Origin of the sequence: Nostoc sp., assembly GCF_036919675.1 — a bacterium.
Taxonomy (GTDB): Bacteria; Cyanobacteriota; Cyanobacteriia; order Cyanobacteriales; family Nostocaceae; genus Nostoc.
The window spans coordinates 106937-125783 of record NZ_JBALCP010000022.1; the positions used below are offsets into that span (position 1 = coordinate 106937).

Annotated in this window: 19 protein-coding genes and 1 pseudogene; 15 read left to right on the plus strand and 5 right to left on the minus strand. The window is 40.7% G+C overall.

Translation table 11 applies throughout. The features are described from left to right. Positions 1–167: 167 nt before the first annotated feature. Positions 168–1763 (minus strand): helix-turn-helix domain-containing protein, encoded by a 1596-nt coding sequence (locus V7K49_RS02505; RefSeq protein WP_335204434.1) that lies wholly within the window; start codon positions 1761–1763, stop codon positions 168–170. 1074 nt (positions 1764–2837) lie between these two features. Here V7K49_RS02505 and fdxB point away from each other — a divergent pair. The 9 genes and pseudogenes from fdxB (at position 2838) to V7K49_RS02550 (ending at position 10715) form a co-directional block, all read left to right on the plus strand. Continuing rightward, positions 2838–3131, plus strand: a complete 294-nt coding sequence (gene fdxB, locus V7K49_RS02510; protein ID WP_298918453.1) for a ferredoxin III, nif-specific — start codon at positions 2838–2840, stop codon at positions 3129–3131. A 521-nt stretch (positions 3132–3652) separates the two neighbouring features. Next, a complete protein-coding gene (locus V7K49_RS02515; RefSeq protein ID WP_334872443.1) occupies positions 3653–4645 on the plus strand; it encodes a cytochrome c oxidase subunit II in 993 nt (330 codons plus the stop codon). 103 nt (positions 4646–4748) lie between these two features. Further along, positions 4749–6437 carry a cytochrome c oxidase subunit I gene (gene ctaD / locus V7K49_RS02520; protein ID WP_335204389.1) on the plus strand — a complete coding sequence of 563 codons (1689 nt, stop codon included), beginning with the start codon at positions 4749–4751 and terminating at the stop codon, positions 6435–6437. Between the two features lie 468 nt (positions 6438–6905). Further along, entirely contained in the window at positions 6906–7505 is a 600-nt protein-coding gene (locus V7K49_RS02525; protein ID WP_335204390.1) for a cytochrome c oxidase subunit 3, read from the plus strand. 72 nt (positions 7506–7577) lie between these two features. After that, positions 7578–8063, plus strand: a complete 486-nt coding sequence (locus V7K49_RS02530) for a hypothetical protein (RefSeq protein ID WP_335204391.1) — start codon at positions 7578–7580, stop codon at positions 8061–8063. 202 nt (positions 8064–8265) lie between these two features. After that, on the plus strand, positions 8266–8877 hold the full coding sequence (locus V7K49_RS02535) for a cupin (RefSeq protein ID WP_335204392.1): 612 nt from the start codon (positions 8266–8268) through the stop codon (positions 8875–8877). Between the two features lie 344 nt (positions 8878–9221). Further along, entirely contained in the window at positions 9222–9728 is a 507-nt protein-coding gene (locus V7K49_RS02540) for an ArsC/Spx/MgsR family protein (RefSeq protein WP_334872451.1), read from the plus strand. 299 nt (positions 9729–10027) lie between these two features. Next, a pseudogene (locus tag V7K49_RS02545) lies at positions 10028–10207 on the plus strand (AAA family ATPase); the annotation flags it as partial. Between the two features lie 142 nt (positions 10208–10349). Further along, a complete protein-coding gene (locus V7K49_RS02550) occupies positions 10350–10715 on the plus strand; it encodes a sensor histidine kinase (protein ID WP_335204393.1) in 366 nt (121 codons plus the stop codon). 344 nt (positions 10716–11059) lie between these two features. On the opposite strand, the gene cysK is transcribed toward V7K49_RS02550, so the two are convergent. Beyond that, positions 11060–12019, minus strand: a complete 960-nt coding sequence (cysK, locus tag V7K49_RS02555) for a cysteine synthase A (RefSeq protein ID WP_334872455.1) — start codon at positions 12017–12019, stop codon at positions 11060–11062. A 1029-nt stretch (positions 12020–13048) separates the two neighbouring features. Here cysK and V7K49_RS02560 point away from each other — a divergent pair. The 6 genes from V7K49_RS02560 (at position 13049) to V7K49_RS02585 (ending at position 16184) form a co-directional block, all read left to right on the plus strand. Further along, complete coding sequence (locus tag V7K49_RS02560) at positions 13049–13471, plus strand: hypothetical protein (RefSeq protein WP_334872457.1); 423 nt, start codon at positions 13049–13051, stop codon at positions 13469–13471. A 39-nt stretch (positions 13472–13510) separates the two neighbouring features. Continuing rightward, positions 13511–13792: a hypothetical protein gene (locus V7K49_RS02565; protein WP_334872459.1), complete on the plus strand. Its 282-nt coding sequence runs from the start codon at positions 13511–13513 to the stop codon at positions 13790–13792. A gap of 2 nt (positions 13793–13794) precedes the next feature. Further along, positions 13795–14106: a hypothetical protein gene (locus tag V7K49_RS02570; RefSeq protein ID WP_334793021.1), complete on the plus strand. Its 312-nt coding sequence runs from the start codon at positions 13795–13797 to the stop codon at positions 14104–14106. A gap of 322 nt (positions 14107–14428) precedes the next feature. Further along, complete coding sequence (locus V7K49_RS02575; RefSeq protein WP_334872462.1) at positions 14429–14791, plus strand: hypothetical protein; 363 nt, start codon at positions 14429–14431, stop codon at positions 14789–14791. A 21-nt stretch (positions 14792–14812) separates the two neighbouring features. Next, a complete protein-coding gene (locus tag V7K49_RS02580; protein ID WP_335204395.1) occupies positions 14813–15820 on the plus strand; it encodes an LLM class flavin-dependent oxidoreductase in 1008 nt (335 codons plus the stop codon). After that, complete coding sequence (locus tag V7K49_RS02585) at positions 15810–16184, plus strand: hypothetical protein (RefSeq protein WP_273768407.1); 375 nt, start codon at positions 15810–15812, stop codon at positions 16182–16184. The genes V7K49_RS02580 and V7K49_RS02585 overlap by 11 nt, the downstream gene beginning before the upstream one ends. Positions 16185–16515: 331 nt before the next feature. Here the strand turns inward: V7K49_RS02585 and hypB are convergent, their stop codons facing one another. From hypB to hypE, 3 genes are read right to left on the minus strand one after another with little or no spacing between them, the layout of a single operon-like run. Next, positions 16516–17382, minus strand: coding sequence for a hydrogenase nickel incorporation protein HypB (gene hypB, locus V7K49_RS02590; protein WP_335204397.1), 867 nt, complete (start codon positions 17380–17382; stop codon positions 16516–16518). Continuing rightward, entirely contained in the window at positions 17373–17714 is a 342-nt protein-coding gene (gene hypA, locus V7K49_RS02595) for a hydrogenase maturation nickel metallochaperone HypA (protein ID WP_334872468.1), read from the minus strand. Before hypA ends, hypB begins: the two co-directional genes overlap by 10 nt. A gap of 12 nt (positions 17715–17726) precedes the next feature. Beyond that, complete coding sequence (gene hypE / locus V7K49_RS02600) at positions 17727–18830, minus strand: hydrogenase expression/formation protein HypE (RefSeq protein WP_334872470.1); 1104 nt, start codon at positions 18828–18830, stop codon at positions 17727–17729. Positions 18831–18847 lie beyond the last annotated feature (17 nt).

The following is an 18847-nucleotide window of genomic DNA, read 5'->3' on the forward strand; positions in this document are numbered from 1 at the left end:
CTCGGTGAGACGCTGCGTGTAGCTTGCTTCCCCGTAGGGGTACGCAGACTCTAACGTAATTAAGAAAGTCAGTCAGATTTCATCTGGGTTTCCAGGCTTGTATCTGTAGCCTGATTTTGGAAAATTAGTACAACTCCTCACTTAAAACCCAAATTCCAAATCCAAAATCAAGATTGAGCCATATTTAGTACTTTTCGTAACAGTACTTGGTCTTCTAATTTGGCTTTTAAACGACCATTTTCGATATCTCGAATCCAGCTTTGGCTTTTACCTGTGAGCTTTGCCAACTCCCTTTGGGAGAGATTCAAACTTTTTCGCGCCTGCAAAATCTGTTCACCCAGCAAATCGTTTGTAGTTTTGGGCTTGCTTTTGGCTTTAGCAGTTCTTGTTTTCTTTTTTTCTGATTCTGAGATTTGCTGTTCCCACTCTGGTGGGAGTTCAAAAGCCAAAATCCGCGCATTCATTAGCAGATTCCACTTACCACGGGGGCCTGTGTCTGTGAGACGAGTTTCAGCACCACCGTCATTAGTCCAAAATTCTAATGCTTCATCTGGATCTTCAGGAAGATCAACTAACTTAGCCCACAAAGGTTGAATTTCTGGTGGGTAAGTAACTGGGTCGAAAAGTGGTTTCATTCCATAATGATTGAGAATTTCCAAATCGCTTTCAAAAGTTCGCAGTAGACGTTTGCGTTCTTCCCGTTGTCTGGATGCAAGGGCAACTTTTTCTTCACCGTAAGCAATCCGCAGCAAGGTAGGAATAGTAATGCGTTGTTCTTTGCCCATTTTGGTTTTAAACAGCAACCATAGCATTAGTCGGACTGCACCTTCATGTTGCTGCCAAATGCTCATGACTGTGGTTAGTAGCGTTTTGGGGAGACTACCGTATTGATAGAATGCAGTTCGCTCTTTACATGCTTGTTTGTTTAAGAAATATTGTGCCCATACGCCTGCTCTGACTTTAAAAGTTAGCCCAACAAGATATTTGCATCCAAGATTGTCTTCTTGAAAGTGGTGCTGAATGTCCACCAAGTGCCATAAGCGGCTGCCTGTAACAGAGAATCCATTAATTCGACCTTGTTGAGGCCAATCAATCGAGATAATCAGTGAGCAAGCTTGCTGAACGATATTTTTCATTAAAGCCAGCTTGGCAGCTTTGCTCAAGTCCTTGCGTTTCTCCATCCCCAAATATTTCTCAATTTGTCGCTCGTCGATCGCAAATTCTTGCTCCCAAGGTTGCTCTAAGGCTGTGGCATAAGCTGCAAAAATCAGATGTATGCAAGCGGCTCTAATGTCAAGTCCCTCAATTGCTGCTAAATCTGTGGCCTTGTCGCTAACTTTAAATGGATCTTGGATGTGAAAGGCGATCGCACCTCGGCCTTGGTTGACTTGTCGCCCATAAGATAGGTAGCCTTCTTCATCAGTTTCCCAATGTAGCGATGTGCGTTGCGCCAATACATTACAAGCTTCCCAAATAGCGATCGCCGAAGCAAATGGGTTATTCTTGCCGTTAGAAAACAAGTCTAAGCTGGTAGCATCTCTAGGTTCAACTTTGCATCTCCCCTTTTTCGCCTGCCAGGGAATTGGAGAATTCGTTGGACAAGCTATCACACATTGGGGTTCTGAATAATAGCCCTCACAATTATTACAAAGACCAGGATCAACCCAGTATTCATTGTTCTCTATTTTGATTGCACCCGTAGGACATTGGGGGCGGCAGTTGTCACATCCAACGCAACTGTTGTTAGGAATTGTATAAGGCATATGGCTCTTTTCCCACTCTAATCGTTGAGATGTCTGGTTCAGGTCTCCCCTGGATGAGTCCTGTTTCTTCATGACTCGCTACCACATTATCTTTCTGGTGAGAATAATATTTTCTCACCACACTTACTCCCCACATCCATATTTTGACTTTACATCCAATTGAAAGCTATTTAAGACTTTAAAAATCAGCCTAATAAAACTTCTTTATTAACTATACATTTCATAAAAAAAATGATGAATTTGTTCGTACTGAGCTTACAAAAAAAACTTAACATTTATTTAATTACATACTTAATGAACATTTTAGCTTTGACCATAAACTGGTTTTCGGAAATATTTAAGCCTATTCTAATTGGACTTTCTCTAGTTTATTAATAACTTGAATATTTGATGCATGATAATATTCTGCCATAAAAATCACAGTTCATTCATAAATTGATTCTGTTTATTGAAGGCAAAAAGTAATATTTATTTTGTCAGCATTCATCTAAATATTTGAATCAAACTAAATTGATAATTATTGTTGCTTTATAAAATACATATTGCAGATATTAAATTGTAATTAATGAACATGTGTTTTTGTATACAAATATACTGTTTATCTAAATTTATTTGCCTAAACATAAATATAGTTGAAAAATAATATCATTACTATTATAGATATAGTTGCATTTGCTAGAAATAATAGTTAAATCAGCGGTTAGAAACTGAATCTACATAAGGCTTTACTCACGGAGGTAGGTTGCAAACCCTCAATTTATCCTTCTATCGTTCCTATGCTCTGCATAAAAATGCTTGATTAGGGGCTGCTGCCTCCAGTCAGACATTGAGTCAGAGACTCTATGAATGCCTTCCCATGCGGAGCATAGGAACGAGGAAAACTTAAACATTCGTAATTATTATTGGGAATAAATTTCATCTAATATTTGAAATAAAAAAGGATATAAAATTGTGTTCAAGGTTATCGAAATTTGATGAGATAAAAGTAAGTTTTGAATATAAAGAAATAAAATATTAGGATAATATGATTAAAGTCCAAACAGATTGACAGGCAAAATTGTCGAGGATTTCTTCATGGCACAACTCACTGGTTTGACATTTGGCGGTAAGACTTGGACACCAAAATTTGCTCAGGAAATTGACAAAGAAAAATGTATCGGCTGTGGCAGATGCGTTAAAGTATGCGGGTACAATGTGCTAGGTTTGAAGGCACTTAATGAAGAAGGGGAGTTTGTGGAAGATGAAGATGAAGAAGAAGTTGAACGCAAAGTAATGGCAGTTACTTCTCCAGATAACTGTATTGGTTGTGAAGCGTGTTCACGGATTTGTCCCAAGAACTGCTACACCCATGTCGAATTAAGCAATTAAGGTTTTTGGAGTTAGTCAAAATTGTTGTTCATTCAAGGAGGCACTGTTTGTATAAAGCGCAAATGTGCTAGGCAAGGTAACTTGAGGGGAATACTAAATATTTACTGGAGCTAGATACAAAGTTCACAGTGAACAAATCCGTAAATTGCAAATTGTTAGCTATTAACAAATTTAAACTTGCTGCTAATATAGCCTAATCAATATTAGGTCTTACAGTGCCCTCTTGGAACAGCTAGCTTTTCTGAAAGCAGGGGGCTACCTTTTTCATAGGAGTGGAAATATAATTTGTAATTTTATGGGGGAAAGATATGGAAAAAATCTGGAAGTTTCCCCCATTTTTTATGACTGCACGTTAGAAAGTTAATAAGTGAAAACAAAAAACGCTGCCCTGTGAAAATGTAAAACCTAGTAGTTACAAACAGGGAATGGGGAATGGAGAACAGGGAATAGATAACAATGCCCAATGCCCAAAACCCAGAAAATCACACCTTAAAAGACGGTTTACAAAGCAGGTAGCATGTATGCAACAAGTTCCTGTTTCACTATGGACTCTGGTTGCTGGGATAGTAGTTACAGCAATCAGCATTTGGATTGGTCAAAACCACACTCTAATGCCGGTGCAAGCATCGCTACAAGCGCCTTTGGTAGACGGTTTTTTCAACGTCATGTTTACCATTGCGATCGCACTCTTCTTGGTGGTAGAAGGAACAATTGTAGTTTTTTTGATTCAGTTTCGTCGCCGTCCGGGTGACGATACCGATGGCGTGCCAATAGAAGGTAACTTGCCCTTAGAAGTCTTTTGGACAGCAATTCCAACAGTGATTGTCCTCCTCTTGGGCATCTACAGTGTAGATGTTTTTAACCGAATGGGAGGCTTTGATCCTGCGGGTCATCCTCATTCAGCAGCTCATGTTGCTCAGATGCCGGGAACCGCTCTTGCTGCCACATTAAGCGATACTTCCCAAGCAACAACTGCCCCGTCAATTGCCCCAACAATTGGTATCGGCGCGTCTCCTCAAACCTTAAACAAACCAGCCGACTTAGTTGTTGATGTCAAAGGGATGCAGTACGCCTGGTTATTTAACTACCCTGATAGTGGCATTACCTCTGGGGAATTGCACATTCCCGTCGGTGCTGATGTGCAACTTAACCTTTCAGCACAAGATGTAATTCACTCATTTTGGGTGCCAAACTTCCGCCTGAAACAAGATGCGCTTCCTGGTATCCCTACGGAACTACGATTTGTTGCCACCAAACCAGGTACATATCCCGTAGTTTGTGCTGAGTTGTGCGGTGGTTATCACGGTTCAATGCGGACACAGGTAATTGTCCACACACCAGAAGAATATAAAAGCTGGCGGACAGAAAACCAGATTGCTCAAAAGGAAAACCTAAATCAAGTCGTTGCAGTTAATCCAGCCGACTTATCAATATCAGAGTTTCTCGCACCCCACACCCATGATATGGGAATTAGTGCAGCAACTCTAGAGTCAGTAGTCATGAGTCAAGAGTAGAGACGCGATTAATCGCGTCTGTACAAAAGTCACGCGTCTGTACAAGAGTCACATTTAATTACTTTGGACGTTTGACCCTGAACTCCGCATAGTGGTAAAAAATATGACGCAGGTAGAATTTCCCCGAAATACTCCACCAGAAGAAAATAAACCGGAAATGGTGGCTGGCCACACCTCCCATCCGCAGGCGTGGAAATGGCAAGACTATTTTACATTTAATGTTGACCACAAAGTTATTGGTATCCAATACCTAGTAACGGCCTTTGTGTTCTATCTGATCGGCGGGCTGATGGCGATCGCTCTGCGGGTCGAATTAGCAACACCAGAATCAGACGTACTCGACCCCAATCTGTATAACGCTTTCATGACCAATCACGGGACGATCATGATCTTCCTGTGGATTGTCCCTAGCGCCATTGGGGGATTTGGTAACTATTTGGTGCCCTTGATGGTCGGTGCTAGGGATATGGCTTTCCCGAAGCTGAATGCAGTCGCATTTTGGTTAAATCCACCAGCAGGGGCGCTGATATTAGGTAGTTTCATCTTTGGCGGTTCGCAATCGGGTTGGACAGCTTATCCACCCTTGAGCTTGGTCACAGCACCAATCGCTCAAACTATGTGGATACTTGCGATCGTTTTAGTGGGAACTTCCTCAATTTTGGGTTCGCTGAACTTTGTGATCACCATTTTGTTGATGAAGGTTCCTAGCATGAAATGGGATCAAGTGCCCTTGTTTTGCTGGGCAATCTTGGCAACCTCCCTGCTGGCACTTCTCTCCACACCTGTATTAGCAGCGGGTTTAATTCTGCTGTTGTTTGACCTCAACTTTGGTACTTCCTTCTTCAAACCAGATGCAGGCGGTAACGTTGTAATTTATCAACACTTGTTCTGGTTTTATTCTCACCCGGCAGTATATTTAATGATTCTGCCCATCTTCGGCATCATGTCGGAGGTAATTCCAGTTCACTCCCGCAAGCCAATCTTTGGTTATAAAGCGATCGCTTATTCTAGTGTAGCAATCTGCGCTGTCGGTCTGTTCGTCTGGGTACACCACATGTTTACCAGTGGTACACCCGGTTGGATGCGGATGTTCTTCACCATCTCCACTCTCATCGTTGCAGTTCCCACTGGCGTTAAAATTTTTGCCTGGGTTGCTACCCTCTGGGGTGGTAAAATCCGCTTCACTAGTGCGATGCTTTTCGCCATTGGCTTGTTGTCCATGTTTGTCATGGGCGGCTTAAGTGGTGTGACGATGGGAACAGCCCCTTTTGATATTCACATCCACGACACATATTATGTTGTAGGACATTTCCACTACGTTCTGTTTGGCGGTTCCGTGTTTGGCATCTACGCCGGCATTTATCACTGGTTCCCCAAAATGACCGGACGAATGCTGAATGAAACCTGGGGTCGCATTCACTTTGCCCTCACCTTCATCGGCACTAATCTGACCTTTTTACCCATGCACGAGTTGGGTTTGCAAGGAATGCCGCGACGAGTGGCAATGTATGACCCCCAATTTATCGACCTCAATAAAATTTGTACCTATGGTTCAATTGTTTTGGGGATATCGGTAATTCCCTTTGCCATCAACATTATCTATAGTTGGCTAAAGGGGCCCTTGGCAGGTGATAATCCTTGGCAAGCTTTGACCTTAGAATGGACAACTAGCTCACCACCTGCAATTGAAAACTGGGAAGTGTTGCCGGTTGTGACTCATGGGCCTTATGACTACGGTCATGGTCACAGTACTAAAATACAGCCATCTGCAACGCCGGAAGCTACTGCTTAGTTAGTAGAGTGAGTAGTGCGATCGCACTCAAGGTGACTGCAATTTCTAGTCATTTGATTTGAGAACTCGAAACTCCAAGCTTGGAACTCGGAACTTGAGCATTATTACTTGGAACTTCAAGCTTAGAACTCGGAACTTCAAGCTTGGAACTCGAAACTCTGAGCTTGGAACTCGAAACTTGAGCATTATTACTCGGAACTCCAAGCTTGGAACTCGAAACTTGAGCATTATTACTCGGAACTCCGAGCTTGGAACTCGAAACTTGAGCATTATTATTCGGAACTCCGAGATTAGAACTCGAAATTTGAACTTCATAACTTGAAACTCGGAATTTTGATAATTCCTGAACAAGTGAAGAGTTTGGTTAAATAAGGATTTTGGATGAGGAATGAAAATTTGCCGCTTCAGACTTCATTCTTTATTCAAGCTTCCACAACAGACACAGTGGATAATATTGTCAATAAATCTATGACTATAGCTACAACAACGAGCGAAGATCACAGTGTAGTACACGAAGAACATCCAGATTTAAGAGTTTGGGGACTGTTGACGTTCCTCGCCTCTGAATCCCTGATGTTTGGAGGATTTTTTGCCACTTATTTGTTTTTTAGAAGTACTACAGCCGTTTGGCCTCCAGAAGGGAGTGAAGTAGAACTACTCGTACCGACGATTAACACCATTATTTTGGTGTCTAGTAGTTTCGTCATTCACTTCGGTGATACGGCGATTAAAAAGAATGATGTCAAGGGAATGCAACTGTGGTATGGAATTACTGCAATCATGGGTGCAATTTTCTTGGGTGGTCAGCTTTATGAGTACTCGACTTTAGGATACGGGCTGACTACCAACGTCTTCGCCAACTGCTTTTATATCATGACCGGGTTCCACGGTTTGCACGTTTTTGTGGGACTGTTATTGATATTACGTGTATTGTGGCGATCGCGTCGTTCTGGTGAGTATTCTGCAACCAATCATACTTTCATCGAAATGACAGAAATTTACTGGCACTTCGTAGACATTATCTGGATTGTGTTATTCACTTTGGTGTACGTTCTCACTTTGTTTTAACAAAAGTTAGAAGTTAGAAGTTAAGAATTTCTAACTCCTAACTTCTAACTCCTAACTCTCAAAGAGATTATTATGCAACTTGATGCAAACAAATTCTCATGGTTTCAGGTTCCAGACGACATCAAAAAATTATTAATTTTAGCTGCACAAAGCTGGGAAAATACATCAGAATCGGAAAATTATATTCAACAAGCTTTAGCCAAAACTGGTGAAAATACAGATGTATTGGTAGCAGCATATAGATATTTCTATTATAAAAATAATTATTCTTTGGCTTTGCAAACAACAGTTAAATTATTAGATAAAATTAAAGAGCGAGAGAAATTCCCTGATGACTGGGAGCAACTTAAGCCTATATTAGTCAATCGTAAAGAAGACCCACAAATTCGATTGTACTTATATGCTTATGCTGCTTCTGGATTAGTTCTAGCAAATTTAGGAGAACTTGAGCAAGCAAAAGAAATCAGCACTAAAGTCAAAGAAATAGACGAAAAGAATGATTTTGGAGCCGGAATTCTGCTGGATATTTTGACACGTCCAGCAGAAGAAGATGATTAATTAGTCAAGAATCAAGGTGAACAATCATGAACAATTGGTTATCTACTACATCGTATTCCTCTTACTCCCTCTTGGGAGCGGGTACTAATAGTAACTCTATCATTCCTCCTATTAACATACCTACTAAACTTGATGTAGGCAGTGTTCCTAATGTCTCTCCAATCATTGTCCTCCAATCTTATAAGCTATCAATTTAAAAGTTATGAAAGGTAAGGATTGGCTGCTAACGGGGGACGGTCAGTATCAAGCCTGTAAATCTGTGAGAGCATGGGATTTATTGAGAGAAAATTACCGCCTTTATCGGTTTTTAACTGAGGTGGAAGATGTTCTCAATAGAGTTGACGATGAAGCCAGTCGTCTACCAGAACTTCAGATACTCGTAAGGCGCTTGATAGTAAATTCTTACTGGGTGCGAAGTCAATATTTAGAGCCTTCGCCCAAAACGGGAACCTCTGTTTCACTCCTATACGATGAATTGGGTTTTCCGTTGACAGTGCAAACAGTAACATTTGCACCGGGAACCCGTTCAACCATTCATAATCATGGGACATGGGGAATAGTGGCGGTGTTAAAAGGTCAAGAAAAAAATACTTTTTGGCGACGCACTCATAGCCCAGAATTTCAGGACAAAATTGAACCTACGGGAGAAGTAACTCTATTTCCAGGGGATATTATCAGCTTCGTTCCCGACGCAATTCACAGTGTAGAAGCAGTGGGTGATGAACCAACTGTAACTTTTAATGTTTACGGCGAAACTGATCCGAAAGAGAGATTTGAGTTTGACTCAGTTACCGATAAAGCTAGGAATTTTTGATTACTAGGACTTACGCATAAAAGATTCCCCAACCCCTTTAAAAAGTGCGCTTTTACGGTTCCCCCTTTTTAAGGTTACGGTCTACACACAAGTTTTAAAAACCTAGTAATGCAAGAGTGTATTATTGCTCAGGGTACAGCATCCTACCAGATTCAAGCCAATGTGGATGAGCTTTTCCGACTTGTGTGTACACCGGAGATAAGGGAAGGGGGGATCTAGGTTTCAGGTTTTCAGTGCGTAAGTCCTGATTAGGAATCGTCAGGATTTATTTCATCGCTTCGTAGTTAACGCTTTAGCACTAAAGCGCCAACTACAAACAATTGAGTAATTAGGAGGTAGTTAATATGGCAAGAGTAATTTTCTATAGTAAACCAGGCTGTCAAGGTGGTACTAAGCAAAAAGTTTTGCTAACAGCTGCCGGTCATGAGGTGGTAGCATACAACCTACTAACAGAACCTTGGACAGTTGAGCGTTTGCGTTCATTTTTTGGCGATCACCCCGTAGCCGAATGGTTTAATCCTTCCTCCCCAAAGGTAAAATCTGGTGAAATAGTTCCTGAAAAAACTGATGCAGAAACCGCTTTGCAGTTGATGTTGAGAGAGCCACTGTTAATTCGCCGTCCTTTGTTAGAAATAGGCGATCGCCGCGAGGTAGGATTCGATGTACAAAAGATTGATGCTTGGATTGGCTTAAAGCCTGCGGACGAATCCTTGCAGGAAATGAGCGAAAACCTGATGAAGCAAGATTTGCAAAACTGCTCCCACGGTCATAATCAGCCTAAGAAACAAGGTGACTGTAATCACGGTCAGGGTTCTCAACAACACCAAAAGCAAGGCAGCTGCAACCATTAGTACAGGATTTTGCAGTGATGTAATCTGTTAAGGGACTGACAAAAAATAAATTATCCAAAATTATTTGTACATTTGTAGGGGCGTAAGGCCTTGCGCCCCTACGATGGGATGTTTTTTTAACTGGAAGTCCCTAAAACCTGATATCATATCCGCCAAATTACCCATAATAAAAGAACCCACCCCCAATCCCTCCCCGCAAGCGGGGAGGTTAAGCTTTGGCAGGTGGTAATAGCGAACTCATGCTTGTTTCCGGTTATTCAGGTTATTGGAACTGTGCCACCCGTAACACAATTAGGTAATTAGGTGCGACAGAATCTCAAAATCGCTTCAATCGCGTCTTTGGGCAATTCATTGGAGTATTCACGACTCAAGATCATCCTTTGGTTGTGTTTCTTGATGACTTGCACTGGGCAGATTCGGCATCGCTGAACTTAATTGAGCTATTGATGACAGATAGCGATCGCAAATATTTATTGTTAAAGCGTTAATTGGCGACACGTTGTAATGATTCTGCAACACCGCCTCAAAGCAAATTCAGATCGTCTCGATATTGAACTTGTTAAACACTACGGCAACCTGCCCCAAGTGGAATGATATGCAGGGCAACAGAATCAAGTGTTTATGAATGTGTTGAGTAATGCGATCGATGCTTTGGAAGAGTCATTAGCAAACAATCAAGCACAAATAACTAGCCCAACTATTACTATTCATACTGAACAAGTTGACACTGATCAAATCGAAATCCGCATTGCAGACAATGGTCTAAGTATACCAGAGTCTGTTCGGCAACGCCTGTTCGATCCCTTCTTCACCACAAAACCCGTGGGCAAAGGAACAGGTATGGGCTTGTCGATTAGCTACCAAATCGTCACCGAAAAACATGGTGGTTCACTTTCTTGCACCTCAGAACCAGGCGAGGGAGCGGAGTTTAAAATCCGCGTTCCAGTTCGTCAGGAAGTCAGCAAGAACGTTGCTATTGGTGTCTAGAGGCTGAAATACCACTCTTGAGTACTTACAGCAGTTCTGAAGAACTAACGGACGCCAGCAGTTTCTAAGAACAAGTCTTGAAACATCAGGGTGCTGAGGTAACGTTCGTCAATCGCCTGAAAAGTCCGCTAGCGATTTTTGAGTAATTTTTCAATTTTGAGCGATCGCATTCACTTACGAATATAGATTTTGGAGCTAGTGGGTAACCTTGTCATTCCTTGCGTTAAGGTATATAGCTAACTAAATAGTAGAGTTAGGTAGTCGAAAGTATATATAAATATTATTTAGGAGCCAGAAGACTCGTGAATTCTGGCTCCTAACTTGTTGGATCTGTTCAAGTATCCTTAGCGGACGCTAGCAGTTTCTAAGGACAAGTCTTGAAACATGGGTGTGCTGAGGTAACGTTCTCCAAAGGAAGGCTGAATCATCACGATTAAACGTCCGGCATTTTCTGGACGTTTACCGACTTGAATTGCGGCGCACAAAGCTGCACCAGATGAGATCCCAGACAATAAGCCTTCTTCTTTTGCTAAACGTCGCCCATAGGCGATCGCTTGTTCATCGCTAACTCTAATTACTTCATCGACTAATTCTAGACGGAGAACATCTGGGATAAATCCGGCACCAATACCTTGAATTTTATGTGGCCCGGCTTCACCACCAGAGAGGACTGGGCTGTTGCTGGGTTCAATTGCGATCGCTTGAAAAGTCTGCTTACGCTGTTTGAGTACTTCTGCAATACCAGTAATTGTCCCACCAGTACCTACCCCAGCAATAACGATATCCACTTCCCCGTCTGTATCTGCCCAAATTTCTTCTGCGGTGGTTTCTTGGTGAACTTTGGGATTAGCAGGGTTGCGGAACTGTTGCAGCATAAAAGCATTGGGAGTATTAGCCACAATTTCTTCGGCTTTGCGAATAGCTCCTCGCATCCCCTCAGTACCTGGTGTCAATTCTAAAGACGCACCATAAGCTCTGAGCATAGCTCGTCGTTCTTGGCTCATCGTCTCTGGCATTGTCAAAATCAAACGGTAGCCACGCGCCGCTGCTACCATCGCTAGAGCAATTCCTGTATTACCTGAGGTAGGCTCTACTAAAATGGTTTTTCCAGGGAAAATTGAGCCAGCTGCTTCTGCTGAGAGTACCATACTTAACCCAATGCGGTCTTTCACCGAAGCCGCTGGGTTCATACCTTCTAATTTGACAACTATCCTTGCTACTACTCCCTCAGCTTGAGGAATCTTGTTCAGTTGAACTAAAGGAGTTCGTCCGATAAGTTCTGTCACATCTTGAGCAATTCGCATTATTTAACTCCTAAAATCCTAAATCTTAGTACAGAGTATTTACTTATAACAATAAGCTTTTGTGTATTTAATTTTTAGTTTAGTGTCCATGAGTGCATATACTATATATTCTAACTCAACCACAAAATCTGAAAGTTTAGGAAGAACTTTTATCAGATATCCCATTGATTCTCACTTTACCAGAGGTCTGGCAAGCCATACTTCTATTTTACCATTTGGAATTGCTGACTATTGCCTCTTGGGCTGAGATTCAATTTCTGTAATTCTGTATATATGCATAACTTTTACCATTTTTTTCAAGATTTTCTATTTGTTATAGAAATATAATTTGCTTTCAAAACATTTAATTGCTTTTCTTAATTTATTAGTCTATCTTTATCAAGAGACATTGATATTTTATTTTGAGTGCAGGTTTTGTTTGCTGAAAAATGCATCAAAAACAGTCCTTAACCATTGCCTACACTGCTTTGAAGTTGAGTGCAGAAATACCAGAACCCTATCTCGAAAATACTAGAACCCCGTCCTAAAAACACTAGCACCCATACCCCAATAAATTTTTGTAAGACTTATCAGATGGGAATTACAAGCTTTGAGTACTATTCTAATAAATTTAATAATCTTAACGGGGCTAGAGTAAACTGTTTTGTGGAGAGCGGCTGATATAAATCGTATAGGATTTACGCAGAGATTCCCCTCTACCCCCCAACATTCCTGAGCGAAAGCTTAGTGAACTAGGGGGGACTTCTTAATCTCTCTTTTGAGAGTAGGATGAAACCATATTCTTGGAATCTGAGTGTATTATTTCTGACTGAATAATCCTAAATTTTGTGAAAAGGTTGGTAAATTTTCAGTGGTCAGTGGTCAGTGGTAATTAGAAAAATAACTGACAAATAACGATTGTGAAAATTACCTATTACACATATTTTAATATCAAAACTGTTTGAGAAGTAGAAATATATAACTACTTTGGATAAACAGCAAAAGATATTTTCTTACTGGGTACATACTACCTAGCAAGGGAGAGCTAAGATGAAAGCCAAACTCTTAAATGTTCTTATAGTTTGCGTAGTTACCTTAGCAGTGCTTTCTCCAGAACTAGTAGTATTTGGCATAGTTTGGGAGCGACATCTGGAGTTAGTAAAATCCCAGAATTTAGCCTGCGAAGTTAACAAGACTAGTACAGATGCTCCCGCCTTGGCTCCCCAGACAGAAAGTACACATTCCCCTCAGACTAGCATCCAATCCTCTGACCGTAATGTGGTTCATCAAATGCTGACTGTTGCTGAACAATATAACTTTGCCACTATTCTACAATGGTTCTTCTTGTTAACCCCTATTTGTATTGGGTTTGGGATTCTCTTTTACGACAGATATCTTGTTCATCGTGCGGCTGTTTTAAAAGAACAAGTTGAAATGTTGGAAAGACTATGGCAGCAAAGTATTGAACAGTAACCAATTCGCAATTTACTCACTCAACTCAACAAAAATACCATGACAGAACAACGCGAACAACTGTATTTTAATCTGATTGATGAGTTACTTAAATGCCCTAATGGTCAGGAACCAGAAGTTTTAGAATCTCACCCAGAATTGATTGATTCTGGCTTAGTAGGAACAATGTTACAAGTAGCAACTATGTTTGCCCATGAAGGCAATCAAGATGGTGCACAATTTTTATTTTTTGTGGGGCGTGAGCTAGCTAAAGAACTCGGTTTATACCCGGAAGTTCCCAATACTGAAGTTGCAAATCCTGAAGCTGCAAATAAGGAGTAAAAATGCTGTTGACTTCAACGGATGCGGGACAAATAGCTTTAGAACTGCTCATGGCAGATTGGAACATTTCAGAAGAGAATAGGGAGTGGTTCACAATCTTTAACTCTCGTCTGATTGGCGAGAGTTGGTACACTGTGGAACTAGGTGTACAAGGATTTCCAGATAGATGGTTTCTTCAAGTATATGACAATGGAGTATGTGATCCAAACTATACATTTATATCACCTATTGGTGGTTCTGAAGGATTCACAGACGTCAAAAATGTGCCAGATATCGTAGCAGAGGTTTTAGTTTGTGAACGGAATACTCGATAACAAAACTTAATAATTAAATCTTAGGAATTCAAAATTCAAATGTGCTACTTCAATGCACTTTGTTTGAATTCATAATTTTAAATTGAATGTAATTTGTGTTTGGCAATTAGGTAATTTCACGATAACTGTTTTCTGCCTTAACCCCAATACTTTTATATTTAATTTTTCATAAAAGTGCTTGATGCAAATATGAGGTGAAACCAAATAAGGTACACCTCTTTTTTTTTTGTAATGTAAGATTGAATATTTAATATTTTATTCAAAGTATATAAGCTATTTTGTCATATTTTATTGATAAAATTATGTTATATTAAATAGCGTGATGGACGCTACAGAAATATCATTTCAAATGATTGCTGAAGACATCTTAGCCAAAGAATTCACAAGAGTCCTCAACCATTACTACCCGCAAGTTGGGGAATTACTAGATGGGTGTTATGTGAAAGTGATCACCTGTTTTTGGGGACTGCCTGCCAGACGCTTGCAATATATAGGAATTTATTGCTCTGACGAAATGATTTCCTATGTGCAAGCCCACAAACAAATACTCAGAGAAGTAGCAGACAACATGGGTCTAGTGCAAGTAGTCTGCATGAATGCCAAGCGATTGTTGCGCGATCCGATGTCGAAGCTCAAACAAAATAACCCACGCCTATGGTTGGAGTTGCAGTGGGTTGCCACCTAAAATAGCGATCACAAACAAGTAATGAAAACTGGAATTTTCTGCAATTACGATAATCATCACCAAGATGCTCGTCGTGCCATCTTTGAGCAAGTCGCGCTAATAAAACAGGCAGAAAGCTTAGGTTTTGAGGAAGCCTGGGTGAGTGAGCACCATTTTAGTGAATCCAATCTCAGCCCGTCGATGTTGGTTTTAATGGCACACCTAGCAGGATTGACTTCAACCATCCAATTAGGCACTGCGGCGGTGTTACTGCCATTCCATAACCCGATTAGAGTAGCGGAAGATATCGCCACTCTGGATAACCTGTGCAATGGACGATTATTATTTGGAGTTGCCAAAGGTGGCCCCTTCCCCCAACAAAACAAGCATTTTGCGACACTCCCAAGTGAATCCCGTCCCAAGATGCTAGAAGCGATCGCATTGATTCAGAAGCTCTTATATGAAACTGATGTATCATTTAATGGGCAACATTATCAATGCGATCGCCTAACAATTTACCCAAAACCATTGCAGAGTCAAATACCAGTGTATGTTGCCACTGGCGGTGATGATGGTATCGAGTTTGCCGCTAAACATTCCTTCAGCTTGATGGGTGGGCCGCCGTTTTCTCTGGAGAGATTGAAGAATACTGTTGCCAAATATCGAGCCTTAAATTCTAGTGGTGCGGAAAACTTCGTGCTGGCACGCTTTTTTTATGTTGGCAAAACATTTGATGAGGCAGTGAGTGAAGCGTTACCTTTCATCCGCCAATTTAGCCAGAAAATGAAAGCTAATTCGGCTCAACTATTGCAGAATAGTGCGAATCCCAACCAAAAACCATTTGATCGCACAAACATTTGTTTCGACGAAGATTATTTGATTGAGAACTCAATTATCGGTGATGTGGAGACTTGTCGAGACAAAATCAAGAAATTTCAGTCCGAATTAAATTTAGGTACGCTAGCACTCAAACCCTCGTCTTCAGATATGCAAAAAAACCTAGAGAGTTTGACGCGCTACAACCAAGAGGTGCGAAATTATGTCTTCTAAACTATACCTGCTTCCTCCCGATGATTTACCTCCAGCTGAGGTAACAAAACAGGATGGAATGTTGCAGATGGAACTAGAACAGTCTACTGGCAGATGCTTTTATCAAGCCTGCGATCGCATTACGCGAGTCCTGTTGTCTAATTGTCAGTGGTATCTTACAACCAATGCTAGCATCCTCACATTAATTATTGACTGCCCCGACATCTTATCTTACTGGCATATAGTCAGCAATATTCCCCAGTTGGGTAATAGGTTAGAGCGGTTTGCTACAAATGGCAAAATCCGCGTTTATCCGCCATTTGGCAAAGGGATGCCGTTTGAAATCAGCATAAATGAAATATCAGCTTATCGAGATTGGCTTTGAGGTAAATAAGTCCGAACTGGGAATCACACAAAATATAGCTTATTCATCCTTATCGCTGTCTTCCACCCTGTACTCCTAAAGTGCAGGGTGTTGCAATTTTAGAAGAGTTACACTGTTGTCTGTATTTTCTTGTTATTTCAGATAAAGTCTATGTACTGGCAACCTATAGATAATTTACTGCAAGAGTGACAAAAATTGGCTAGCTCAGAGCTACTATCATTTACATAGGTTTTTAAGATTATCTATCTCTTTATTTGCGTCCTTCTCTAACGAGACGCTGCGCGAATGCAGTCCCCTACGGGAAGCTGCTTTACGTCTACGTTAAAAAAATTTAGGTATTCGTCAAGTGGTAAGAGATTAGTGTTGACAAGTTTATTACCTTTTCAGTTAGCCACGCATACCAATTCTCTAAGCCAGCACCAGTAGTTGCAGAAACTTGAAAAATCTGAATTTTAGGATTTACTTTGTTAGCATATTCTATGCACTTTTGAACATCAAAATTTACATAAGGTAGCAAATCAATTTTAGTGAGAATCATGATATCACTAGCACGGAACATATGCGGGTATTTTATCGGCTTATCTTCTCCTTCCGTGACGGAGAGAATCACGACTTTTGCATTTTCTCCTAAATCAAATAAGGCTGGACAAACCAAATTTCCCACATTTTCAATCATCACAACTGAATTCAGCGGCGGATTCAGTTGTTGTAAACCTCTGTCTATCATTGATGCATCTAAATGACAGCCTGTTCCGGTGTTAATTTGGATGACTTTAGAACCTGTTTCTTTAATTTTTTTGGCATCGTTAGCAGTTTCTTGGTCACCTTCAATAACACTGATAGATAATTGATGCTTTAAATCATTAATGGTTCGCGTTAAAAGAGTTGTTTTCCCTGCACCGGGAGAACTCATTAAATTTAAGGCGAGAATATTTCGACCTTTGAACCATCCCCGAGTTTGGGCAGCTAACAGGTTATTTTTTGCTAATATATCTTGTTCTAAGGATATTATTTTGTTGTGTATTTTAGCATGAATTTGAGGTGCTTCTATATGAGTATCATGACTGTGGGAATGAGTGATTACAGTCCCATCTGGTAAAGTGTGAGTATGATGATGGTGATTATGTTCAGCTTCACCTGTTTCCAGATTGGTAATTTTAGTTTCGCCATCATCAGAACAACCGCAAGTTACACACATAATTCCTCTATTTCTATTTCTTTAATTTTCAGTTCTTCACCATTAATTAAATCTAATTGCACGCTACCGCAGTTACAGATACCAAAGAGTTTATCTAGAGCAATTTCTGCACCACATTGGCGACATCGCCCTAAGCCAGGGATTTCCAAAATTTCTAATGTTGCCCCTTCTAAAACTGTACCTTGAGTGCAAATATCAAAACAAAATCGCACGGCGTCGGGCAGAATGGCTGAAAGTTTGCCGATTTCTAATAAAACTCGTTGCACTTTTGCGCCTTTAGCGTGTTCAGCTACAATTGCTACAATATTTTGGGTAATTCCAAGTTCGTGCATACTATTAAAAGATTAACAAATTCGTGGCAATTGGTCGCCTACCAACATATCAATAATCCTTTCAGCACCAAAAACTGTTTTTAACAATACGATACCTGGAGGTGAGGTAATAACTTCGCCAATAATACAAGCATCTTTACCTGCTGGATGGGATTTCATAGCGGATAAAACAGTTTCTGCATATTTACCTGCCACCACCACAACTAACTTACCTTCATTAGCTAAATACAATGGGTCTAAACCGAGAATTTCACAAACTCCGTTGACTTCTTCACGCACTGGAATAGATTCTTCATAGAGACGAATTCCCACATCGGAACTGAGAGCAAATTCATTTAAAACTGTAGCTAAACCACCGCGTGTAGCATCTCGCATAGCATGAACTTTGGGACATGCATGAAGAATAGTTTCTACTAAAGTATGCAACGGCTGACAGTCACTTTCAATATTAGTCTCTAATGCTAATTCCCCACGGGCAATTAAAATTGCTGCTCCATGATTACCTAATTCACCATTAACAATTACTGCATCTCCAGGTTGAATATTGTGGGCAGAAATATTGACTCCTTGCGGGATGATACCAATACCAGCAGTATTAATAAACAGTTTATCAGCAGCACCTCGATGTACAACTTTTGTGTCACCAGTGACAATTTGAACACCAGCTTTTTTTGCGGCTGCTTTCATACTGGCTGCGACACACCGTAAGGTTTCTACAGGTAATCCTTCTTCTAAAATGACGCTACAAGTTAAATATAAAGGTTTAGCACCGCTGACAGCTAAATCATTAACTGTGCCGTTGACAGCTAATTCTCCTATATCACTACCGGGAAAAAATAACGGGTCTACAACATAGGAATCTGTAGTAAATGCAAGTCTGTCTCCTTGTTGCAAGAGACTGGCTAAATTGAAGCTGGCTTGGTCTTCTAATTGTGAGAGAATCGGGTTATCAAAATTGCTGACAAAGATATCATCTATTAAATCGCGCATGGCTTTACCACCGCTACCATGTGCGAGAGTTATATGAGTGTCTTGGACTTTACCTTGGCGACGGCGAACTTGTTCTATTTTTTGGAATAGAGGATTTTGTACTTGGTTATTGGAGGAAAAATCCATATTAAAATTGACTTTTT